Raw genomic sequence first — 20,077 nt, forward strand, 5'->3', positions numbered from 1 at the left:
TGACGGTACCCCAGCTTCGTCGCCCGTAGCCGCACGGGACGGCCGGTAAGCCCGTCTGCATGCTCCAACGGCGCGAGGCCCGCCGGGGTTCCCGATCTTCGTACGGGTGTTGGGCCCTTCGGGTCCGCGAGCGCGAACCGCCGGACTCAGCCGCCGTATACGTGGGGCGCGAGCGTACCGACGAACGGGAGGTTGCGGTACTTCTCGGCGTAGTCGAGGCCGTAGCCGACGACGAACTCGTTGGGGATGTCGAAGCCGACCCACTCCACGTCGATGGCGACCTTGGCGGCGTCCGGCTTGCGCAGCAGGGTGCACACCTTGAGCGACTCGGGCTCGCGCGAGCCGAGGTTGGACAGCAGCCAGGACAGCGTGAGGCCGGAGTCGATGATGTCCTCGACGATGAGGACGTGCCTGCCCTTGATGTCGGTGTCGAGGTCCTTGAGGATCCGCACGACACCGGAGGACTGGGTGCCGGCGCCGTACGACGACACGGCCATCCAGTCCATGGTGACGGGGGTGGACAGCGCCCGCGCGAGGTCGGCCATCACCATCACCGCGCCCTTGAGGACTCCGACGATGAGCAGGTCCTTGCCCGCGTACTCCGCGTCGATCTTCGCGGCCAGCTCGGCCAGCTTCGCGTCGATCTCTTCCTTGGTGATGAGCACCCGCTGGAGGTCGGCACCCATGTCTTTCGCGTCCACCCGCATCACTTTCGGTCGGTCGTCCCGCATTGGTTGGCTCGGCTTGATCGGCTCGGCCGGCCCCTCCGACGTGTTCGCGGAGGGGTCGGGAATCAGCCTTGCCGAATCACCAGTCTGCCACCCTGGCGCTGGGCGACGACTTTGCCGGGGAGATTGATGGCTCCCTGACCGCGCCAGCCGGTGATCAGACGGTCGACTTCCTCGATGTGGCGGGCGAACAGCGCACCGGCGGGCGCACCGGCCTCGATGGCGGCGCGGCGCAGGATCCGGCGGCGTACGGCGGGCGGCAGCGCGTACAGCTTGGCGCACTCCAGGAGGCCGGCCGCGTCGCGTACGGCGGCCTCGGCCTGGCCGGCCCAGGCGTCGAGCGCGTCGGCGTCGTCGCGGGAGAGCTGGGCCGTGCGGGCGAGGGCCTCGACGACGCCCTTGCCGAGCGCCTTCTCCAGGGCGGGCAGGCCCTCTTGGCGCAGGCGCGAGCGCGTGTACGCCGGGTCGGCGTTGTGCGGGTCGTCCCAGACCGGCAGGGACTGGACCATGCAGGCCTTGCGCGCGGTCTGCCGGTCGAGCCCGAGGAAGGGGCGGCGGTAACGGCCGCCGGCCCCCGAGACCGCGGCCATTCCGGACAGCGAGCGGATGCCGGAGCCACGGGCGAGGCCGAGCAGGACGGTCTCGGCCTGGTCGTCCCGGGTGTGGCCGAGCAGGACGGCGATGGCGCCGTGGCGTACGGCGGCGTCGTCGAGGGCGGCGTAGCGGGCGTCACGGGCGGCGGCCTCGGGTCCGCCGGAGCGGCCGACGGTCACGGCGATGGACTCGACCGGTTCGAGGCCGAGTTCGCGCATGCGCAGGACGACTTCCTCGGCGCGCAGGTCGGAGCCGGGCTGCAGACCGTGGTCGACGGTGATGCCACCGGCGCGGATGCCGAGTTTGGGGGCCTCGAAGGCGAGGGCGGAGGCGAGGGCCATGGAGTCGGCGCCGCCGGAGCATGCCACGAGCACGAGCGGGGAGGGGGGTCGCTCGTGCGGGGTGGTGCGCGGGGGCTCCTGCGGGGCCCGGCCGGGGAGCGCGTACGACGGTTGGCGCGCCGTGTCGTGGGCGGCGGGCGCTGCGTCGGTCGACGTCACGTACGGCGCCGGGGGCAGCGACATGTGCGGGATCTCGTACGAGGTCGCGCGTCGACTGCCGGGGGTGAGGGCGTCGGTGGTGCGGCTGTGTTCGGTCAGGATGTCGTGGAGGACGCGGCGGACCGCCAGGCGTATCGCCGCGACCGCAGGATGGGGACCCATGTCCGGTTCCCTTCATGAAGTTTTCGGGGGGTGAGCCCGAGCTCGGTCACTCAGAGTGTGTAGATGGTGACAGAGACGGGCCGTTCCCCGAGCATTGCACGCCTACCCATGGCTCACGGTCCCTCGGACGGGTGATTGCGGGGGCGTTCGCCTGCCGTCGGCCGGATTCGGTTCACGACCTTCGTATGAGATGCACGACTCGGCGCGCGATTCACGACTCCGCCTTGCGATGCACCCGCGCGATCCAGTCCGCCGGTTTGGCGATCTCCGCCTTGGTCGGGAGGGTGTTCGGGGACGTCCAGACGCGGTTGAAGCCGTCCATGCCGACCTGGTCGTGGACGGCCCGTACGAAGCGTTCACCGTCGCGGTACTGCCGCAGTTTGGCGTCCAGGCCCAGCAGTTTGCGCAGGGCGACGTCCAGTCGGGAGGCGCCCTTGGCGCGCCGCTGCTGGAACTTCTCGCGGATCTCGGCGACGGTCGGCACGACCTGGGGTCCGACTCCGTCCATCACGAAGTCGGCGTGGCCCTCCAGGAGCGACATCACTGCGGTGAGCCGGCCGAGGATCTCGCGCTGGGCCGGGGTCTGCACCAGTTCGACGAACGAGCGTCCGCCGTCGTCCTCCTCGGCCTCGGGCCGGCCGCCGGCGAGTGACTGCGCGGCCTCGCGGATGCGTTCCAGGACGGTCATGGGGTCGACATCCGTCTCCCCCAAGAAAGACTGGATTTCGCCCTCCAGGTGGTCCCGCAGCCACGGCACGGCGCTGAACTGCGTGCGGTGCGTCTCCTCGTGCAGGCACACCCACAGGCGGAAGTCGTGGGGCTGTACGTCGAGTTCGCGCTCCACGTGGACGATGTTCGGGGCGACGAGCAGCAGTCGGCCGGCGCCGTTCTCTCCCGCCGGGAGTTCGCGGGTGGCCGGGGCGAAGGTCTCGTACTGGCCGAGGACCCGGGAGGCCAGGAAGGACAGCAGCATGCCGAGTTCGACGCCGGTCACCTTGCCGCCGACGGCGCCCATGACCGCGCCGCCCGGGCTGCTGCTGCGGCGCTCCTGCATCTTGTCGAGCAGGGGCTTGAGGATCGCGCGGAACCCGGCGACGTTCGCCCGCACCCAGCCGGGGCGGTCGACCACCAGGACGGGGGTGTCGTGGGTGTCCTCCGTGCCCATACGGGTGAAGGCCCGGACGTGTCCCTCCGAGGCCTTGGCATGTCGGCGCAGCTCGGCGACGACGGCCCTGGCCTCGTCTCGGCTCACCTCGGGGCCCGGCCGCACGAGCCGGGTCGCGGTCGCCACCGCGAGATTCCAGTCGACCATCTCGGCACCACCGATGCTCGTCATGTGTCAACCGTACGTGAGCGTTCCCACTTGGGGCAGGCCGTGGGGATTTGCGGGGGCGGGGTCGGCAGGGGTGGACGCGAGGTGGACGGCACCCTCGGGTGCCTAACCGCAGCCACAGGCCGCCAGTGCTGTTGCCGTTCTGTCCAGGGCCGACTGGGCCGCTTCCTTGTCCGTCGTGTTCGTTGCCAGGAAGGCGAAGGCCAGCAGGTGGCCGTCCTGGTCGACGACCGTGCCGGCCAGGGCGTTGACGCCGGTCAGGGTGCCTGTCTTGGCTCGGACGATGCCGGCCGCGCCGTCCGTGTAGCGGCTGCTCAGGGTGCCGGTGAAGCCGGCCACCGGGAGGCCGGTCAGAGCCGGGCGCAGGTGCGGGTGGGCCGGGTCGGCCGCCTTGGCCAGGAGGGACGTGAGCAGGTCCGCCGTGAGTTTGTCGTCGCGGTTGAGGCCGCTGCCGTCCTTGAAGGAGACGCCGGACACCGGCAGTCCGAGCTTCTTCAGCTGGGCCGCGATCGCCTGCCCGCCGCCGTTGAAGTCGGCGCGCTTGCCGCTCGCCACGGCCGTGTGGCGGGCGAGCGCCTCGGCGATGTCGTTGTCGCTGTTGGTGAGCATGCGCTCGACCAGGGAGGAGAGCGGGGGCGAGGAGACCGCTGCGAGGGCCTCGGCCCGGTTCGTGGCCTTGGACGGGCCGGGGGACGTCGTCTTGATGCCGCGGTCGGCGAGGAAGGAGGCGAACTTGGTGGCCGCGTCCGTCGCCGGGTCCTTGGCCCGGGTCACCGGCCCGCTGGTGGAGTCGTTCGGGCGGGCCTCGTCGGCCATGAGGGCGCTGACCGGGGCGAGGTTGCCGTCCTCTCCGATGGGGTGCAGTTCGGGGCCGGCGTAGAGCGTCTTGTCATACGAGAGAGTGACCTCGCGTACGTCACGCTTTTTCAGGGCCTTCGCGGTCGCGTCGGCCAGCTCGCGCAGGCTCGCCCAGCCGTCGGCGTCCTTGCGGGCCGTCAGGGTGGGGTCGCCGCCGCCGACCAGGACGAGTTCCTTGGTGTCGGGTTCGAGGGCGGTGCGGGTCGTGAGGCGGTGGTCGGGGCCCATCGCGGTGAGGGCGGCCGCGGCGGTGGCGATCTTCGTCGTCGAGGCGGGAGTGAGGGGTTCGCCGGCTCCGACGCCGAAGAGGCGCTTGCCGCTGGCCACGTCCACGATCGCCGCCGACCTGCGCGTACCGAGCTCCGGGACGTCCAGGAGGGGGCCCAGGAGATCGGTGAGAGCCCCGCTGTCCGGGACCGAATTCACGGTGCCGACGCCGCCGCCGAGGCCGGTCAGGACGGAGCCCGCGGAGGGGGCGGGACGGGGCGCCTCGCCCGCCCCATCGGATGAACCGGACGTATCAGTATGACGACCGTGATCTGCGCCACCCGTGCGCTCCTGGGCGGCCGCCCAGTCCCGCTCGGCCGTACGCTGACCGGTGGAGTCCCAGGGGCCGGCGGCGGTCACCACTCCGGCGGCCAGCGCCAGACCGGCGGTGGCGGCGCCCGCGGTGTACTGCCAGGTCTTCGGCTTGCCGGTCCGCGCGGCCCGCGGTGATACGGCTCGTGCGAGCCGTGTGACCTGCGGTTTCGCGGCCGTCGCAGCGCGTGCGAGGCGTGGGCGTACGGCATCCGCGGCCCGTGCCAGACGCGGTCGGACGGCGCTCGCGACCCGCGTCACATGCGGTCTCGCGGCTCGCCAAGGCCTCAGCTCTGGCACGACCACCAGCCCCTTTCGCGATCACACACCTGCGTGAGGGACACTTAACCACCAGAACTATGTGCTGATCATGGAGGAGCCACCGGTGGAGTTCGACGTCACGATCGAGATTCCGAAGGGTTCGCGGAACAAGTACGAGGTGGACCACGAGACCGGTCGGATCCGCCTGGACCGTCGACTCTTCACCTCGACCGCCTACCCGACCGACTACGGCTTCGTCGAGAACACCCTCGGCGAGGACGGCGACCCGCTGGACGCGCTGGTCATCCTGGACGAGCCGACCTTCCCGGGCTGCCTCATCAAGTGCCGCGCGATCGGCATGTTCCGGATGACGGACGAGGCGGGCGGCGACGACAAGCTGCTGTGCGTGCCGGCGACGGACCCGCGCCAGGAGCACCTGCGTGACATCCACCACGTCTCCGAGTTCGACCGCCTGGAGATCCAGCACTTCTTCGAGGTCTACAAGGACCTGGAGCCCGGCAAGTCCGTCGAGGGCGCCGACTGGGTGGGCCGCACCGACGCCGAGGCCGAGATCGAGCGGTCCTACAAGCGCTTCAAGGACCAGGGCGGCCACTGAGCCACCGGCACCTCTGAGCCACAAGTGAACGGGCTGCACGCGTGCGCGGGCAGCCCGTTCGCGTGTCTGTGCGCATACTGAGAGCGGCAGGAGGTGTCGTACAGGGAGTGCTACGCAGGTGACGGACGCGGAAGACCGCAAGCCGCAGTCGGACGAGGCGAGGATGGCCTTCACGCCTCCCGCCGGGATCGAGGTGGGCGACAGCGAGTCGGAGACCACGTCCGAGTTCGCCCTGCCCAAGGGGCTGGACGTGCTGCAGCCGCCGCTCCACGAGCCGGAGGGGTCGGCGTTCACCGCGCCAAGCGGCTACACCGTCGAGGACGCCACGCCCGCGTTCACCCCGGCCGGCGGCATACCGCGGATAAGCCTGACCAAGGACCTGCCCTGGCAGGACCGGATGCGCACGATGCTGCGTATGCCGGTCGCCGAGCGGCCCGCGCCGGAGCGGATGCCGCGGGCGGAGGACGAGGGCCCGGCCGTCCCGCGCGTGCTCGACATGACCCTTCGTATCGGCGAACTGCTGCTGGCGGGCGGTGAGGGCGCGGAGGACGTGGAGGCCGCGATGTTCGCGGTCTGCCGTTCCTACGGCCTGGACCGCTGCGAGCCGAACGTCACCTTCACGCTGCTGTCGATCTCGTACCAGCCGTCGCTGGTGGACGATCCGGTGACGGCGTCGCGCACGGTGCGGCGGCGCGGCACCGACTACACGCGTCTGGCCGCCGTGTACCAGCTCGTCGACGACCTCAGCGACCCGGAGAGCCACATCTCCCTGGAGGAGGCCTACGGACGCCTCGCGGAGATCCGCCGCAACCGGCACCCGTACCCGACCTGGGTGCTGACCTCGGCGAGCGGGCTGCTCGCGGGCGCGGCCTCGGTGCTGGTCGGTGGTGACCTGATCGTCTTCGTCGCGGCCATGCTCGGCGCGATGCTCGGCGACCGGCTGGCGTGGCTGTGCGCCGGGCGAGGGCTGCCGGAGTTCTACCAGTTCACTGTGGCCGCGATGCCGCCGGCCGCGATAGGGGTCGCGCTGACGCTGGCGCACGTCGACGTGAAGGCGTCCGCGGTCATCACCGGTGGACTGTTCGCGCTGCTGCCCGGACGGGCGCTGGTGGCGGGCGTGCAGGACGGGCTGACCGGCTTCTACATCACCGCGGCCGCGCGGCTGCTGGAGGTCCTGTACTTCTTCGTCGGCATCGTCGTCGGCGTGCTGGTGATCCTGTACTTCGGCGTGAACCTGGGTGCCAAGCTCACTCCGGACGAGGCGCTGCTCGCCTCCGACCGGCCGTACTGGCAGATCGCCGCGTCGATGCTGCTGTCGCTGACCTTCGCCGTGCTGCTCCAGCAGGAACGGACCACGGTGCTCGCGGTGACCCTCAACGGGGGTGTCGCCTGGGTGGTGTACGGCGCGATGCACTACGCCGGTGAGTTCTCGCCGGTTGCCTCCACAGCCGTCGCGGCCGGGCTCGTGGGGCTGTTCGGGCAGTTGATGGCGCGGTACCGGTTCGCGTCCGCGCTGCCGTACACGACTGCGGCGATCGGGCCCCTGCTGCCGGGTTCCGCCACGTACTTCGGGCTGTTGGCGATCGCGCAGAACGATGTCGACGAGGGGCTGGTCTCCTTGGCCACGGCGGCTTCCCTGGCCATGGCCATTGCGATCGGGGTCAACCTCGGGTCAGAGATCTCCCGGTTGTTCCTGCGGATCGGATCGCCGGAGAAGCGGCGAGCTGCCAAGCGGACTCGAGGATTCTGAGCGCCTGGCAGCTCGGTTTTCTCCGCCTGAAGGGGCGCTTCAGAAACCCTGGTTCGGCGGGTACTGCTGGTTCTGCTGGTTCTGCTGGTTCTGCTGGCCGCCGTACGGCTGCTGCTGGCCGTAGCCCTGGGGGTACTGCTGGGCGTACGGCTGCTGTTGGGGCTGCTGCTGCGGCTGCTGCTGCGGCTGCTGCTGCTGGCCGTAGTACTGCTGGTCGTAGCCGTACTGCTGCTGGCCCTGGTTGCCGTACTGCTGAGGGTGGTCCTCGGAGGGGATGCGGCGGAGCTGGGTCGTCGCGTCGTCCATCATCGGGGCCTGCTGGGACTGCTGGGCCGGTGCGGCCGGAGCCTGGGCCGCCGCGCGCTTCTTCTTGGCGCGCTCCCGCAGGTACTCGATGATGATCGGGACCACGGAGACGAACACGATCAGGACGAGGATCGCTTCGACGTTCTTGTTGATGAAGTCGATCTGGCCGAGCCAGTAGCCCGCGAGGGTGACGCCGGTGCCCCAGGCGATACCGCCGATGACGTTGTACGTGAGGAACGTGCGGTACTGCATGCGGCCGGCGCCCGCCACGATCGGGGCGAAAGTGCGCACGATCGGCACGAAGCGGGCGAGGACGATGGCCTTCGGGCCGTACTTCTCCATGAACTCGTGGGCCTTCTCCAGGTTCTCCTGTTTGAAGAGCTTGGAGTTGGGCCGGTTGAAGAGCTTCGGGCCGAAGAACTTGCCGATCATGTACCCCACCTGGTCGCCGATGACGGCGGCCAGCACGATCAGGGTGCACACCAGCCACAGCGGCTGGCTGATGTAGTTCCCCTCGGCAACGAAGAGGCCCGCCGTGAACAGCAGGGAGTCCCCGGGCAGGAACGCGAAGAGGCCGGACTCGGCGAAGACGATCAGCAGGATGCCGGGGAGGCTGAAGGTCTCGATCAGATAGTCCGGGCTGAGCCACTCGGGGCCGAGCGCAAGCGTGGTCACGGGATTGTGGCTCCTGCGGGGAGGGGGCGGAGGCGAAGCTGGGTGCTCAAATTATCAACGCTGCACTGGCCGCCCAGGTTCCATGGACCCCCTCAGGATGCACTGTGCCCCTGCTGGGACAAAGCTGTGGTTCATGGGCATCGATGAGTACGGCGGCGGGCAGGAGCCACAGCCCGACGTCCTGGTAGTGACCACCAATGACATTCCCGGCTATCGGGTCACCGCGGTTCTGGGTGAGGTATTCGGGCTGACCGTGCGCTCCCGGCACGTGGGCAGCCAGATCGGCGCCGGACTGAAGTCGCTGGTCGGCGGTGAGCTCAAGGGGCTCACCAAGACCCTCGTGGAGACCCGCAACCAAGCCATGCTGCGACTCGTCGAGCAGGCGCAAGCCCGCGGGGCGAACGGCGTCCTGGCGTTCCGGTTCGACGTGTCGGAGGCGGCGGACGTGGGCACCGAGGTGTGCGCCTACGGGACGGCGGTGGTCCTGGCCCGGGAGTGACCCGTACGGGTCCCGGGCCAGGAGCCTTAAGAGGAGTGCCGGGCGGCGTTGGCGAGGATCGCGTCCCTGAGGTAGACCGCAAGGCCCGGCTTGGCCTTGTCGATGTTCTGGGTGAACCGCTCGTCGGAGACGTACATCTCGCCGATACAGGCGTGCATCTCGTGCCCGCAGTCGTAGTGGTTGCGGGCGATCCCCTGGCGGTGCTCCTCGGCGGCGTCCATGGCCGCCTCGGAGTCGGCCGGCTCACCGGCCTCCATGAGCGCGACGAAGCGGCGGCTGAGCTCGTCGGCCTCGCGCTGGATCCGCTGCCAGTCCTCCTTGGTGTACGAGGCGGCGCGCTGCTGTGACTGCCGATAGGCGTCGGTGTCGCCCCAGCGCTCCTGCACCTCCTCCTCGTACTGGTCCGGGTCGAAGTCCCCGAACACCTCGAACTTCTCCTCCGGCGTGAGATTGATGCCCATCTTGCGTGCCTCCATGGCGTGCTCCACGGCCGCCGCCATCTTCTGCAGCTTCTCGATCCGGGCGGTCAGCAGCTCGTGCTGCCGGCGCAGGTGTGCGCGCGGGTCCGCGTCCGGGTCGTCGAGCAGGGCGGCGACCTCCTCGAGCGGGAAACCGAGCTCGCGGTAGAACAGGATCTGCTGCAGCCGGTCGAGGTCGGCGTCGCTGTAGCGCCGGTGGCCCGCGTGGCTGCGCTCGCTGGGCACGAGCAGGCCGATGTCGTCGTAGTGGTGCAGCGTGCGCACCGTCACTCCGGCGAATCCGGCGACCTGTCCCACGGAGTAGCTCACTTCCGCTCCCTTCTCGGTACGCACTCCACGATGAGTCCTCACGTGGCGTGAGGTGCAAGCCCGGCCGCCCGGACCTACCGTCGTATACATGCCACTGCATCGTGGGAACAGCGAAGCACCGGACGACAAGGGCGGCGGGCGCAGGCTCGCGGTCAACCCCTTCTACGGCGAGACGAATCCGGTCAGCGGCATGACCGAGGCCCCGCCCACGCACCGGCTGCCCGACGCTCCCCTGCCGCCGGCGACGGCCTACCAGGTGGTGCACGACGAGCTGATGCTGGACGGCAACTCCCGGCTCAACCTGGCCACCTTCGTCACGACCTGGATGGAGCCGCAGGCCGGGGTGCTGATGGCGGAGTGCCGGGACAAGAACATGATCGACAAGGACGAGTACCCGCGCACCGCCGAGCTGGAGCGGCGCTGTGTGGCGATCCTCGCCGATCTGTGGAACGCGCCGGATCCCTCGGTGGCCGTCGGCTGCTCCACCACCGGGTCCAGCGAGGCGTGCATGCTCGCCGGTATGGCGCTCAAACGGCGCTGGGCGCAGCGCAACGCCGACCGGTACCCCGGCGCGCGCCCCAACCTGGTGATGGGCATCAACGTCCAGGTCTGCTGGGACAAGTTCTGCAACTTCTGGGAGGTGGAGCCCCGCCTGGTCCCGATGGAGGGCGAACGGTTCCATCTGGACCCGCAGGCGGCGGCCGAGCTGTGCGACGAGAACACCATCGGGGTCGTCGGCATCCTGGGCTCCACCTTCGACGGTTCGTACGAGCCGATCGCGGACTTGTGTGCCGCCCTGGACGCCCTCCAGGAGCGCACGGGACTCGACATCCCGGTGCACGTCGACGGGGCGTCCGGCGCCATGGTGGCGCCCTTCCTCGACGAGGACCTGGTCTGGGACTTCCGGCTGCCGAGGGTCACCTCGATCAACACCTCGGGGCACAAATACGGGCTCGTCTACCCGGGCGTCGGCTGGGCGCTGTGGCGGGACAAGGAGGCGCTGCCCGAGGAACTCGTCTTCCGCGTCAACTACCTGGGCGGCGACATGCCGACCTTCGCGCTCAACTTCTCCCGGCCGGGCGCCCAGGTCGTGGCGCAGTACTACTCGTTCCTGCGGCTGGGGCGGGAGGGGTACCGGGCCGTGCAGCAGGCCTCGCGGGACGTGGCCGGGAAGGTCGCCGAGGCCTTGGAGAAGCTCGGCGACTTCCGGCTGCTGACCCGGGGCGACCAGTTGCCCGTCTTCGCCTGCACGACGGCCCCGGACGTCCGGGCGTACGACGTGTTCGACGTGTCCCGGCGGCTGCGCGAGAAGGGCTGGCTGGTCCCGGCGTACACCTTCCCGCCGAACCGCGAGGATCTGTCCGTCCTGCGGGTGGTGTGCCGCAACGGCTTCTCCGAGGACCTCGCCGAGCTGTTCGTGCAGGACCTGACCCAGTTGCTGCCGGAGCTGCGCCGGCAGCCGCACCCCCTGACACAGGACAAGGGGGCGGCCACCGGGTTCCACCACTAGGGCCTGCTACCGGCTCAGGCGCCCGAACCGCCGTACCGCGAGCGGGAAGAACACCGCCAGGAGCACCAGCGGCCACACGATCGCCGGCCCGACGCCGTCCATGCCCGTACCGCCGAACAGGTCGCGTACGGCCGTGGCCGTCCGGGACATCGGGTTCCACTCGACGACCGTGCCGAGCCAGCCGGGCATGGACTCGGGCAGCGCGATGGCGTTGGACAGGAAGCCGATCGGCCAGACGAGGATCTGCACCGCCTGCACCATCTCCGGCTTTCCGGCCACCAGCGCCAGGTAAATGCCGATCCACAGCATGGCGAAACGGAACAGCAGGAGCAGCCCCACGGCGCCCAGGAACCCCCCTGGGCTGCCCGCCGCCCGCCAGCCCAGCGCGTATCCGACGCCCATGAGGACGAACAGGGACAGCGCCGACTGGAGCATGTCGGCCACCGAACGGCCCACCAGCACCGCCCCGTTGGCCATCGGCATGGACCGGAAGCGGTCGATCACGCCCTTGTTGAGGTCCTGGGTCACCGCGATCATCGTGCCCTCCAGGCCGAAGGCCATGGTGAGCGCGAGCATGCCGGGGACCAGATAGTCGATGTAGGAGCCCTGCAGGCCCCGGCCGCCGCCGATGAGGTAGCCGAACATCAGCAGCAGCATCACGGGGAAGACCAGGTTGACCAAGCCCTGCACGGGTTGCCGCGCCCAGTGGGCGAGTTCGCGGCGGGTCATGGTCCAGGAGTCGGTCAGTGCGTACGCGGTCACACGGCCTCCTTCACTCGGTCCTCGCGCCCTGTCAGGTGCAGGAACACCTCGTCCAGCGTCGGTCGGCGCAGCGCGACGTCCTCCGCCTCGATCCCGGCCGCCTCCAGGGCCCGTACGACACCGGAGAGCGCCGCCATCCGGTCGGTGACCGGGGCGCTGAGCAGGCGGCGGTCGGGGTCGACGGAGACGTCGTCCTTCGGTATGGGCAGCAGGGCGACGGCCGCGCCCAGCTGGCCCGCGTCCCGCAGGACCACGTCGATGCGGTCGCCGCCGGTGAGCGCCTTGAGCTGGTCCGCGGTGCCGTCGGCGATGACCCGGCCGGCGTCGACGACCGAGATGCGGTCGGCGAGCTGGTCGGCCTCTTCGAGGTACTGGGTGGTGAGCAGGACCGTCGTGCCGCCGCCGACCAGGGAGCGGACGGCGGACCAGACCTCGACGCGGCCGCGCGGGTCGAGGCCGGTGGTGGGTTCGTCCAGGAAGAGCACCTCCGGGTCGGTGATGAGTGAGGCCGCCAGGTCCAGTCGCCTGCGCATGCCGCCGCTGTACTGCTTCACCGGCTTGCGGCCGGCGTCGGCGAGGCCGAAGCGCTCCAGGAGCTCGTCGGCCCGCACGCGCGCGTGGCGGGCGCCCAGGTGGTAGAGGCGGCCGAACATCTCCAGGTTCTGCCGGCCGCCCAACTCCTCGTCCAGGGCTGCGTGCTGGCCGAGCAGGCCGATGCGCAGGCGTACCTCGTAGGCCTGGCGCAGCACGTCGTGTCCCGCCACCTCGACGTGGCCGCTGTCCGGCCGCAGGAGGGTGGACAGGATGCGGACCAGGGTCGTCTTGCCCGCGCCGTTCGGGCCGAGCACCCCGTGCACGGTGCCGCGCGCGACCGTGAGGTCGAGCCCGTCCAGTGCGTGTGTGCCGGCTTTGCCGCCGTACTTCTTGCGTGCCCCTTCGACGATGATCGCCGCGTCGGCCACTGAATCTCCCTCGCTAGTCAAACTTGACTACCAGCTCGAAGCTAATACCCGAGACGCGCTTAGTCAAACTTGATTAGCTCGCGAACCCGATCAGCTCTGATCCTCGGGGTGCGGCTTCCCTGGCGCGTACGGGTTCTCCTGGTCGTCGGCAAGGATCCCGACGAACGGATCGCCCTCGCCGGAGAAGGTGTAGGCGCCGCCCCGGATGCGTCCGATCAGACCGCGGGTCCACTCGGCGCCGGTGTCGGCGGAGTGGACCCAGAAGTTCATGATCTCGCCGATGTGGCCGAGCTGGGCGGGGCCCTCCTCGGGCGTGTAGTACTCGGTGACGGCCTTGCGCCACCCCTCGATGCTGCGCACCCGCTCCTCCAGGAGGGCGAGGACTTCCTCGCGGTCCAGGTCGACCATGAAGCCGAGCGCGGCGGTGAGCACGTCCGGCCGCTGGTCATACGCCGTGAGGTACTCCCGGACCAGCCCGAGGTACTCCTCGGTGCCCTTCTCCGTGATCTCGTACTCGGTGCGCGGCGGCCCGCCGGCCGTGGACGGCGCGATCTCGTGGGCGTGCAGCAGCCCCTGCTTCGCCATCTGCTTCAGGGCGTGATAGATCGAGCCGGGCTTGGCGTTGGACCACTCGTGCGCGCCCCAGTACTCCAGGTCGTTGCGCACCTGGTACCCATGGGCACGCCCGTGCTGACGGACCGCGCCGAGCACGAGAAGACGGATCGCTGACATGCGGTCCAGATTAGGGCGGCGGGCGGCCGGGGCCGAGATCAGCCCCGGGAAGCACCCTGTTCACCCTCGTTCAGCCTCGCTCACCGTCAGAACGGGAAGCCGCTCCTGCCGTGCTGCACCGAGATCCACTTCGTGGTCGTGAACGCGTCCAGCATCGTCTCGCCGTTCAGGCGGCCGAGGCCGGAGTGCTTCTCGCCGCCGAAGGGGACGATCGGCTCGTCGTGGACGGTGCCGTCGTTGACGTGAAACATGCCGGTGTCGATCTGCTTGGCGAAGGCGACGCCGCGCTCGATGTTGCCGGTGTGGACGGCACCGCTGAGGCCGTACGGGGTGTCGTTGACGAGGCGTACGGCCTCCTCCTCGCCGTCGAACGGCACCAGGAAGGCGACCGGACCGAAGACCTCCTGCTTCAGCAGGGGCGAGTCGGCCGGGAGACCGGTGAGGACGGACGGCTCGACCAGGTTGTCCGTCGTCGTGCCGTGCACGAGGGCCGTCGCGCCCTCCGCGATCGCCTGCTCGACGGTGGCCGAAATGGCCTCCGCCTGGGAGGAGTTGATGACCGGACCGATGACGGTCTGCGGGTCGCGCGGGTCGCCGGCCTTCAGGGTCTTCACCTTGGCGACGAACTTCTCGGTGAACCGGTCCGCGACCGAGCGGTCCACGAGGACGCGGTTGGCGGCCATGCAGACCTGGCCCTGGTGGACGTACCGGCTGAACACCGCCGCGTCGACCGCGTAGTCGATGTCGGCGTCGTCCAGGACCACCAGCGCGCTGTTGCCGCCGAGTTCGAGGACCGAGCGCTTGAAGAGCGAGGCACAGACGGTGGCGACATGGCGGCCGACCTTGTCGGAGCCGGTGAAGGAGATGACCTTCGGGACGGGGTGCTCGATGAAGGCGTCGCCGATCTCGGCTATGTCCGTGATGACGACGTTCAGGAGGCCGGCGGGCAGGCCCGCGTCCTCGAAGATCTTCGCCACCAGGGAACCGCCGCAGATCGGGGTGTTCTGGTGCGGCTTCAGCACCACGCCGTTGCCGAGCGCGAGGGCCGGGGCGACCGACTTGATGGAGAGGAGGAAGGGAAAGTTGAAGGGGCTGATGACGCCCACCACGCCGACCGGGACGCGGTAGACGCGGTTCTCCTTGCCGTCGATCGGCGACGGGATGATCTTGCCCTCGGGACGCAGCGCCAGGTGGACCGCCTCGCGCAGGAACTCCTTGGCGAGGTGGAGTTCGAAGGCCGCCTTCAGCCGGGTGCCGCCGAGCTCGGCGATGATCACCTCGGTGATCTCCTGCTCGCGGTCCTCTATCAGTCGCAGCGCCTTCTCGAAGACGGCACGGCGGGCGTACGGATTGGTCGCGCCCCATTGCTTCTGGGCACGGGCGGCGGCCTGATAGGCGTCGTCCACCTCGTCGACCGTGGCTATCGTGATCGACGCCAGCTTCTCACCGTCGTACGGGTTGAAGTCGATGATGTCCCAGGAGCCTGTGCCCGGGCGCCACTCACCGTCGATGTACTGCTGAGCCAGGTCGGTGAAGTAGGACGACATGTGATCCCTCAATCCCTAGCGGATACCCGATCGACTGATCACGGAAGTCCTGACCGGCTTCGACCGGCCTTGATCGCGTTGATCGAACTCGATCGCCCAGACCGCCTTCACGGTCTGATCACACGTCATCGTACTTGTGTTTCAAGAGAGTTGAAGGAGTCCCCGGAGAAGATCCCGGCTCTCGTCGGGACCGGGGCTGTCCTGCTGAAGCTCCTTCAGCGCCTTCTCGTACTGGGTGACGTCCTCGTGCTTGTCGAGGTAGAGCGCGCTGGTGAGCTGCTCCAGGTAGACGACGTCCGAAAGGTCGGACTCGGGGAAGCTGAGGAGGGTGAAGGCACCGGACTCGCCGGAGTGGCCGCCGAAGCTGAACGGCATGATCTGCAGCCGCACGTTGGGGCGCTCGGAGATCTCGATCAGGTGCTGGAGCTGGCCGCGCATCACCTCGCGGTCGCCGTACGGGCGGCGCAGGGCGGCCTCGTCCAGGACGATGTGGAACTCGGGGGCGCTCTCGTCGACGAGGTACTTCTGCCGCTCCAGACGCAGCGCCACACGCTTGTCGACGTCGGCCTTGCTCGCGCCCTTCATACCGCGCCTGACGACCGCGCGGGCATACGCCTCGGTCTGCAGCAGGCCGTGCACGAACTGCACTTCGTACGCACGGATGAGGCTGGCAGCGCCCTCCAGGCCGACATAGGTGGGGAACCAGCTGGGCAGGACGTCGGAGTAACTGTGCCACCAGCCCGCGACGTTGGCCTCGCGGGCGAGGGAGAGGAGCGAGGCGCGCTCCTGCTCGTCCGTGATGCCGTAGAGCGTCAGCAGGTCTTCGACGTCACGCGTCTTGAAGCTCACCCGGCCCAGCTCCATCCGGCTGATCTTCGACTCGGAGGCGCGGATCGAGTAACCCGCAGCCTCGCGCGTGATCCCGCGCGCTTCCCGCAGTCGCCTCAGTTGCGAGCCGAGCAGCATGCGCCGCACCACCGATCCGGGCTCTCCCGCGCTCACGTTCGCCAGCCTCCCCAACCGTCTTCAGGGCCCGCAGTCTGCCACTAAATCACTTCGAGCAGTACTCGTCCGATTACAGAGATGGAAAGAAGACAAGGATTCCTCTCAGGAAGAGGTGAGGGGTGAGCAAGGAGAGGTACTGAAGTTGGCGGAAAAAATGGCCAACAAGCGGTACGGGAACGTCCAATTCGGTCACGTGCACGTGCATCTGCCCTTGCATCTGCCCTGCGCATCCGAAACCATGGTCCCGCGCAACCGCTGCATCGCAACGACCGCGAACTCTCGGGAGTGCCTCGCATGGGGACGAATGGATCGACCATGCTCGAGCCGTTACGGCAGGGCCTTCCGCCGCTTGATCCCGCAGCCGTCTCCAACGCCGCCTCCTGTGCACTGCCCGCCCGCTACGAAGCGGTGCGTGAGGCGCGGAAGTTCACGCGCCGCACCCTGGATCAGTGGGAACTGGGCGAGCGCTTCGACGATGTGTGCCTCGTGGTCTCGGAGTTGGTGACCAACGCGCTGCGGCACGCCCTGCCGCCGAGTGCACAGCGAGTGCACGACCAGACGCCGCCGGTGCGGCTGCATCTGATGCGGTGGACCGAGCGGCTGGTGTGTGCGGTGCGTGACCCCAGCCATGACAGTCCGGTCGCGCGCGATTCCGACGACTTTTCTGCGGAGTCGGGGCGAGGGCTGTTCCTGGTGGACTCCTTCAGCGACAGCTGGGGGTGGCATCCGCTGGCGGGGACGCTCAGCGGCAAGGTGGTGTGGGCGCTGTTTCGGCTTCCGTCGCCGCAGGGGGGTTCGGGGGCGGCCGAATGATGTGCTGGGGCGTGCGCTGACGTCGCAGTTCTACGCGCGTTGCGTTGGTTGTTTTCGGTGGATATGCGCTGTTGGTCGGCGGGCGCGGCCGGCTGCCGGCCTCAGCCCGCTACCAAGTGGTCGAACTCGCCGTCCTTGATGCCCAGGAGCATCGCCTCTATCTCGGCGCGGGTGTAGACGAGCGCCGGCCCGTCCGGGAAGCGCGAGTTGCGCACGGCGACATCGCCGCCAGGGAGCCTCGCGAACTCGACGCATGAGCCCTGGGAGTTGCTGTGCCTGCTCTTCTGCCAGGCCACCCCGTTCAGATCCGTGGCTGCCATGCCGTTGTACACGTCGTGGTCCACAGGTCGCTCCCCGGTGGTGTTCAGTGGTGTGCGTCCGGATCATAGCTCTGTTCACGTGCAACTGCATGAGCAGATGCACGTGCACGGGGGGTGTTCCTGTGGTTACTCCTGTGACGTATGCGGGGCCGGATACGTTCCAGTCGTTGCACCGCTTGCCCCGGGGATCGCGTCGCAGTCGGGATCGGTCCCTCGTGTACTAGGAAGAGACGCGTTCCGGGGCGTTGGTGTTCCAGTGCCGGTCGCGGCAATTCAGCCCGTGGGGGTCAGCGGGTGGCGTACGGGAGCAGGGCCATTTCCCTTGCGTTCTTGATCGCTTTTGCCAGGTCTCGTTGCTGCTGGGCCGTTACCCGGGTGATGCGGCGGCTGCGGATCTTGCCTCGGTCGGAGAGGAAGCGGCGGAGGAGGTCCGTGTCCTTGTAGTCGATGTAGGTGATGCCGGCCTGGTCCAGGGGGTTGGGGCGGGACTTCACGGGCTTGCGGTCGGGCTTGCGGGGCATGGGCGGTCAGACCTCCAGGAGGGTGTCGAAGGCGGGCGGGAGTTGCTTCCAGGCGGCGCGGCCGGCGGCGTACTCGGCGTCGGTCAGGAGGCAGGATTCGAGGAGCTGCTCCAGGCCGTCGCGGTCGAGGGCGGGCGACGTGAAGACCAGGTGCTGGCAGCAGTCGCCGTGCTCGGGGTGCCAGTCAAGGGCGGCGGCGGCCCGGCGTACCGGCGGGACCATGTCCCAGGCCGCGTCGGGGAGCGAGGCGAGCCACGGGCCCGCGCTCTCCACGCACAGGGCGCCGCCCGCCGCGTCCCAGTGCAGTAGCACGTCGGGCTTGTCGGCGAGCCAGAACCGGCCACGGCTGCGGGCCGCCGCGCAGGTCAGGTCCTCAAGCGCCGCGTACAGCCGCTCCGGGTGGAAGGGGCGGCGGCGATGCCAGACCAGGGTGGCGACGCCGTGCGCGTCGGCGTCGGCGGGGAGCAGGGCGCAGGCCGGGTGCTGGGCGGCGTCGGCCGCCTCGACGTCGAAGCCGGCCAGGGCCGCCCGGGCGAGGGAGGACAGGGGGCGTCGGCGTGGGGCGGGCACCGTCAGGTCGTCGATCGGGACCTGGCGGGCCGTCGGGTGGAGTTGGGCGAGAAGTTCGCGGTCCTCGTCGTCGGCCTCCGGAGAGGCGGCGACGGCGAGGACGGGGGCGTACTCCAGTTGGCGCGCGAAGGTGTCGGCGACCGTGCGCTGGTCGGTCGCCGCCGCCGCGAGGCCGCGCTCGGCCAGGTCGTCGCCGTTGCCCAGATACGGCAGGACCAGTGCCGGGTCGACCGCGGTGAGCACGCCGGTGACGGTGAGCCCGCCTGCCGTGACCACCTCGGCCATGGCCTTCGGTTCGACCGAGTCCCAGAGTTCGACGATCGCCATACGGGTGCCGCCGGCGTCCCGGATGCGCAGGAGTTCCGGCACCAGGTCCTCGCGCAGGGCGCAGCAGGTGCAGTCGTTGACGAGGGGTGCCTCGCCGACGGCGACGATGCCGGTGGCGTCGCGGATCGTCCGTACAACTGTGCCGGCGGTGGCCGTCGACAGGTCGTGGTGGAGTACGACGCTGTCGGGGACGTCGGTGAGCAGCCGTGCCACGGCCTCTTTGCGGGCGTCGGCGTGCAGGCCGCCGACGATCACGACGGAGAGTTCGGGCACGGGGTCAGCCCTGCTTCCCGTAGCGGCGCTCGAAGCGCTCGACTCGGCCGGCCGTGTCCAGGACGCGGGCCGTGCCGGTGTAGAAGGGGTGGCTGACGTTCGAGATCTCGACGTCGACGACGGGGTAGGTGGCCCCGTCCTCCCACTCGATCGTCTTCTCGCTGGTCATCGTCGAGCGGGTGAGGAAGGCGTGGTTCGCGGCGCGGTCGCGGAAGACGACGGGGCCGTAGGACGGGTGGATGCCGTTGCGCATGCTCAGCGCTCCTCTCGGAAGTCGACGTGACGGCCGGCGACCGGGTCGTACTTGCGCAGGACCATGCGGTCGGGGTCGTTGCGGCGGTTCTTGCGGGTCACATAGGTGAAGCCGGTTCCGGCGGTGGACCGGAGCTTGATGACCGGGCGGAGTTCGTTGCGTGCCATGCTGCTATCTTACTGAAAATGAATTCCATTAACAGTAGCGAGCGAGGAGAGGTGCGTCACCCGTGTCCGCCCACTGCATGCTGACCGGCGCCCGGCCCGGCTTCGGCAACACGATTTCCCACTCCCATCGGCGGACCTCCCGCCGCTTCGACCCCAACATCCAGACCAAGCGCTACTGGCTGCCCGGCGAGGGCCGGTATGTGCGGCTGCGGCTGAGCACCAAGGGGATCAAGACGGTCGACGTCATCGGCGTCGAGGCCGCCGTCGCCCGGATCCGCGCCCGGGGGGTGAAGGTCTGATGGCCAAGAAGAGCAAGATCGCGAAGAACCGGCAGCGACAGGAGGTCGTCGAGCGGTACGCCGCCCGGCGGGCCGAGCTGAAGGAGATCATCCGGCGGCCCTCGTCCACGGATGCCGAACGGCTCGCCGCCCGGCGGGAGCTGAGCAGGCAGCCGCGGAACGCGAGCGCCACGCGCGTACGCAACCGCGACCAGGTGGACGGGCGGCCGCGCGGCTACTTCCGTGCCTTCGGGCTGTCCCGGGTGGGTCTGCGGGAGCAGGCGCATGCCGGGTATCTGCCGGGGGTGCGCAAGGCGTCCTGGTAGGTCCGGCACGTTCCGGGGCTTCGGACCGGACTCCCTGGTAACTTGCTGCGGTCGTTTCGGCC

General features: G+C 69.5%; 23 protein-coding genes. 7 read left to right on the forward strand and 16 right to left on the reverse strand.

Translation table 11 applies throughout. The features are described from left to right. Positions 1 to 146: 146 nt before the first annotated feature. The 4 genes from hpt to dacB form a co-directional block, all read right to left on the reverse strand. Positions 147 to 707 carry a hypoxanthine phosphoribosyltransferase gene (gene hpt / locus OHT51_RS19160; RefSeq protein ID WP_328884372.1) on the reverse strand — a complete coding sequence of 187 codons (561 nt, stop codon included), beginning with the start codon at positions 705 to 707 and terminating at the stop codon, positions 147 to 149. Between the two features lie 86 nt (positions 708 to 793). Continuing rightward, positions 794 to 1,984, reverse strand: a complete 1,191-nt coding sequence (gene tilS / locus OHT51_RS19165; RefSeq protein ID WP_328880155.1) for a tRNA lysidine(34) synthetase TilS — start codon at positions 1,982 to 1,984, stop codon at positions 794 to 796. A 211-nt stretch (positions 1,985 to 2,195) separates the two neighbouring features. Then, positions 2,196 to 3,320: a zinc-dependent metalloprotease gene (locus OHT51_RS19170; RefSeq protein WP_328880156.1), complete on the reverse strand. Its 1,125-nt coding sequence runs from the start codon at positions 3,318 to 3,320 to the stop codon at positions 2,196 to 2,198. 102 nt (positions 3,321 to 3,422) lie between these two features. Beyond that, a complete protein-coding gene (gene dacB / locus OHT51_RS19175; protein ID WP_328880157.1) occupies positions 3,423 to 5,060 on the reverse strand; it encodes a D-alanyl-D-alanine carboxypeptidase/D-alanyl-D-alanine endopeptidase in 1,638 nt (545 codons plus the stop codon). A gap of 79 nt (positions 5,061 to 5,139) precedes the next feature. Between dacB and OHT51_RS19180 the strand changes: the two genes are divergently transcribed. Then, positions 5,140 to 5,631: an inorganic diphosphatase gene (locus OHT51_RS19180; protein ID WP_164425123.1), complete on the forward strand. Its 492-nt coding sequence runs from the start codon at positions 5,140 to 5,142 to the stop codon at positions 5,629 to 5,631. A gap of 118 nt (positions 5,632 to 5,749) precedes the next feature. Then, positions 5,750 to 7,381 carry a threonine/serine ThrE exporter family protein gene (locus tag OHT51_RS19185; protein ID WP_328880158.1) on the forward strand — a complete coding sequence of 544 codons (1,632 nt, stop codon included), beginning with the start codon at positions 5,750 to 5,752 and terminating at the stop codon, positions 7,379 to 7,381. Positions 7,382 to 7,420: 39 nt separating this feature from the next. On the opposite strand, the gene OHT51_RS19190 is transcribed toward OHT51_RS19185, so the two are convergent. Next, positions 7,421 to 8,362 (reverse strand): DedA family protein, encoded by a 942-nt coding sequence (locus OHT51_RS19190; protein WP_328880159.1) that lies wholly within the window; start codon positions 8,360 to 8,362, stop codon positions 7,421 to 7,423. Between the two features lie 133 nt (positions 8,363 to 8,495). Between OHT51_RS19190 and OHT51_RS19195 the strand changes: the two genes are divergently transcribed. Beyond that, complete coding sequence (locus tag OHT51_RS19195; protein WP_328880160.1) at positions 8,496 to 8,861, forward strand: YbjQ family protein; 366 nt, start codon at positions 8,496 to 8,498, stop codon at positions 8,859 to 8,861. A 26-nt stretch (positions 8,862 to 8,887) separates the two neighbouring features. On the opposite strand, the gene OHT51_RS19200 is transcribed toward OHT51_RS19195, so the two are convergent. Then, on the reverse strand, positions 8,888 to 9,649 hold the full coding sequence (locus OHT51_RS19200; protein WP_328880161.1) for a MerR family transcriptional regulator: 762 nt from the start codon (positions 9,647 to 9,649) through the stop codon (positions 8,888 to 8,890). Between the two features lie 88 nt (positions 9,650 to 9,737). Between OHT51_RS19200 and OHT51_RS19205 the strand changes: the two genes are divergently transcribed. Then, a complete protein-coding gene (locus OHT51_RS19205) occupies positions 9,738 to 11,159 on the forward strand; it encodes a glutamate decarboxylase (protein WP_328880162.1) in 1,422 nt (473 codons plus the stop codon). A 6-nt stretch (positions 11,160 to 11,165) separates the two neighbouring features. Here the strand turns inward: OHT51_RS19205 and OHT51_RS19210 are convergent, their stop codons facing one another. The 5 genes from OHT51_RS19210 to OHT51_RS19230 form a co-directional block, all read right to left on the reverse strand. After that, positions 11,166 to 11,921, reverse strand: a complete 756-nt coding sequence (locus OHT51_RS19210; RefSeq protein ID WP_328880163.1) for an ABC transporter permease — start codon at positions 11,919 to 11,921, stop codon at positions 11,166 to 11,168. Beyond that, positions 11,918 to 12,883, reverse strand: a complete 966-nt coding sequence (locus OHT51_RS19215; RefSeq protein WP_328880164.1) for an ATP-binding cassette domain-containing protein — start codon at positions 12,881 to 12,883, stop codon at positions 11,918 to 11,920. The genes OHT51_RS19210 and OHT51_RS19215 overlap by 4 nt, the downstream gene beginning before the upstream one ends. Before the next feature lie 90 nt (positions 12,884 to 12,973). Further along, positions 12,974 to 13,615, reverse strand: a complete 642-nt coding sequence (locus OHT51_RS19220; protein WP_328880165.1) for a PadR family transcriptional regulator — start codon at positions 13,613 to 13,615, stop codon at positions 12,974 to 12,976. A gap of 86 nt (positions 13,616 to 13,701) precedes the next feature. Next, a complete protein-coding gene (locus tag OHT51_RS19225) occupies positions 13,702 to 15,162 on the reverse strand; it encodes an aldehyde dehydrogenase family protein (RefSeq protein WP_328880166.1) in 1,461 nt (486 codons plus the stop codon). A gap of 141 nt (positions 15,163 to 15,303) precedes the next feature. Further along, positions 15,304 to 16,128: a helix-turn-helix domain-containing protein gene (locus OHT51_RS19230; protein WP_328884373.1), complete on the reverse strand. Its 825-nt coding sequence runs from the start codon at positions 16,126 to 16,128 to the stop codon at positions 15,304 to 15,306. A gap of 333 nt (positions 16,129 to 16,461) precedes the next feature. On the opposite strand from OHT51_RS19230, the gene OHT51_RS19235 reads away from it, so the two are divergent. Further along, positions 16,462 to 16,980, forward strand: coding sequence for an ATP-binding protein (locus OHT51_RS19235; RefSeq protein WP_443052509.1), 519 nt, complete (start codon positions 16,462 to 16,464; stop codon positions 16,978 to 16,980). A gap of 101 nt (positions 16,981 to 17,081) precedes the next feature. Here the strand turns inward: OHT51_RS19235 and OHT51_RS19240 are convergent, their stop codons facing one another. From OHT51_RS19240 to rpmG, 5 genes are all read right to left on the reverse strand, one after another. Beyond that, positions 17,082 to 17,300 (reverse strand): DUF397 domain-containing protein, encoded by a 219-nt coding sequence (locus OHT51_RS19240; RefSeq protein ID WP_217207196.1) that lies wholly within the window; start codon positions 17,298 to 17,300, stop codon positions 17,082 to 17,084. A 287-nt stretch (positions 17,301 to 17,587) separates the two neighbouring features. Next, a complete protein-coding gene (rpsR, locus tag OHT51_RS19245) occupies positions 17,588 to 17,821 on the reverse strand; it encodes a 30S ribosomal protein S18 (protein WP_328880168.1) in 234 nt (77 codons plus the stop codon). Positions 17,822 to 17,827: 6 nt separating this feature from the next. Continuing rightward, positions 17,828 to 18,991 (reverse strand): CobW family GTP-binding protein, encoded by a 1,164-nt coding sequence (locus tag OHT51_RS19250; RefSeq protein WP_328880169.1) that lies wholly within the window; start codon positions 18,989 to 18,991, stop codon positions 17,828 to 17,830. A gap of 4 nt (positions 18,992 to 18,995) precedes the next feature. Then, a complete protein-coding gene (locus tag OHT51_RS19255; RefSeq protein ID WP_328880170.1) occupies positions 18,996 to 19,244 on the reverse strand; it encodes a type B 50S ribosomal protein L31 in 249 nt (82 codons plus the stop codon). 2 nt (positions 19,245 to 19,246) lie between these two features. Further along, the gene (rpmG, locus tag OHT51_RS19260) at positions 19,247 to 19,411 is read right to left on the reverse strand and encodes a 50S ribosomal protein L33 (RefSeq protein ID WP_093835800.1); all 165 of its coding nucleotides are present in this window, start codon (positions 19,409 to 19,411) and stop codon (positions 19,247 to 19,249) included. A 62-nt stretch (positions 19,412 to 19,473) separates the two neighbouring features. On the opposite strand from rpmG, the gene rpmB reads away from it, so the two are divergent. Continuing rightward, positions 19,474 to 19,710: a 50S ribosomal protein L28 gene (rpmB, locus tag OHT51_RS19265; RefSeq protein ID WP_328880171.1), complete on the forward strand. Its 237-nt coding sequence runs from the start codon at positions 19,474 to 19,476 to the stop codon at positions 19,708 to 19,710. Then, entirely contained in the window at positions 19,710 to 20,015 is a 306-nt protein-coding gene (rpsN, locus tag OHT51_RS19270; protein ID WP_328880172.1) for a 30S ribosomal protein S14, read from the forward strand. The genes rpmB and rpsN overlap by 1 nt, the downstream gene beginning before the upstream one ends. Positions 20,016 to 20,077: the final 62 nt, after the last annotated feature.

It is taken from the genome of Streptomyces sp. NBC_00299, from assembly GCF_036173045.1.
Classification (GTDB): Bacteria; Actinomycetota; Actinomycetes; order Streptomycetales; family Streptomycetaceae; genus Streptomyces; species Streptomyces machairae.

Excerpts from the sequence above, each read along its gene's own strand:
- OHT51_RS19230 (WP_328884373.1), bottom strand. The coding sequence starts at position 16,128 with ATGCTGCTCGGCTCGCAACTGAGGCGACTGCGGGAAGCGCGCGGGATC.
- OHT51_RS19240 (WP_217207196.1), bottom strand. The coding sequence starts at position 17,300 with ATGGCAGCCACGGATCTGAACGGGGTGGCCTGGCAGAAGAGCAGGCAC.
- OHT51_RS19220 (WP_328880165.1), bottom strand. The coding sequence starts at position 13,615 with ATGTCAGCGATCCGTCTTCTCGTGCTCGGCGCGGTCCGTCAGCACGGG.
- OHT51_RS19235 (WP_443052509.1), top strand. The coding sequence starts at position 16,462 with ATGGGGACGAATGGATCGACCATGCTCGAGCCGTTACGGCAGGGCCTT.
- tilS (WP_328880155.1), bottom strand. The coding sequence starts at position 1,984 with ATGGGTCCCCATCCTGCGGTCGCGGCGATACGCCTGGCGGTCCGCCGC.
- OHT51_RS19255 (WP_328880170.1), bottom strand. The coding sequence starts at position 19,244 with ATGCGCAACGGCATCCACCCGTCCTACGGCCCCGTCGTCTTCCGCGAC.
- OHT51_RS19195 (WP_328880160.1), top strand. The coding sequence starts at position 8,496 with ATGGGCATCGATGAGTACGGCGGCGGGCAGGAGCCACAGCCCGACGTC.
- hpt (WP_328884372.1), bottom strand. The coding sequence starts at position 707 with ATGCGGGTGGACGCGAAAGACATGGGTGCCGACCTCCAGCGGGTGCTC.
- OHT51_RS19225 (WP_328880166.1), bottom strand. The coding sequence starts at position 15,162 with ATGTCGTCCTACTTCACCGACCTGGCTCAGCAGTACATCGACGGTGAG.
- rpsR (WP_328880168.1), bottom strand. The coding sequence starts at position 17,821 with ATGCCCCGCAAGCCCGACCGCAAGCCCGTGAAGTCCCGCCCCAACCCC.
- OHT51_RS19170 (WP_328880156.1), bottom strand. The coding sequence starts at position 3,320 with ATGACGAGCATCGGTGGTGCCGAGATGGTCGACTGGAATCTCGCGGTG.
- rpsN (WP_328880172.1), top strand. The coding sequence starts at position 19,710 with ATGGCCAAGAAGAGCAAGATCGCGAAGAACCGGCAGCGACAGGAGGTC.
- rpmG (WP_093835800.1), bottom strand. The coding sequence starts at position 19,411 with ATGGCACGCAACGAACTCCGCCCGGTCATCAAGCTCCGGTCCACCGCC.
- OHT51_RS19205 (WP_328880162.1), top strand. The coding sequence starts at position 9,738 with ATGCCACTGCATCGTGGGAACAGCGAAGCACCGGACGACAAGGGCGGC.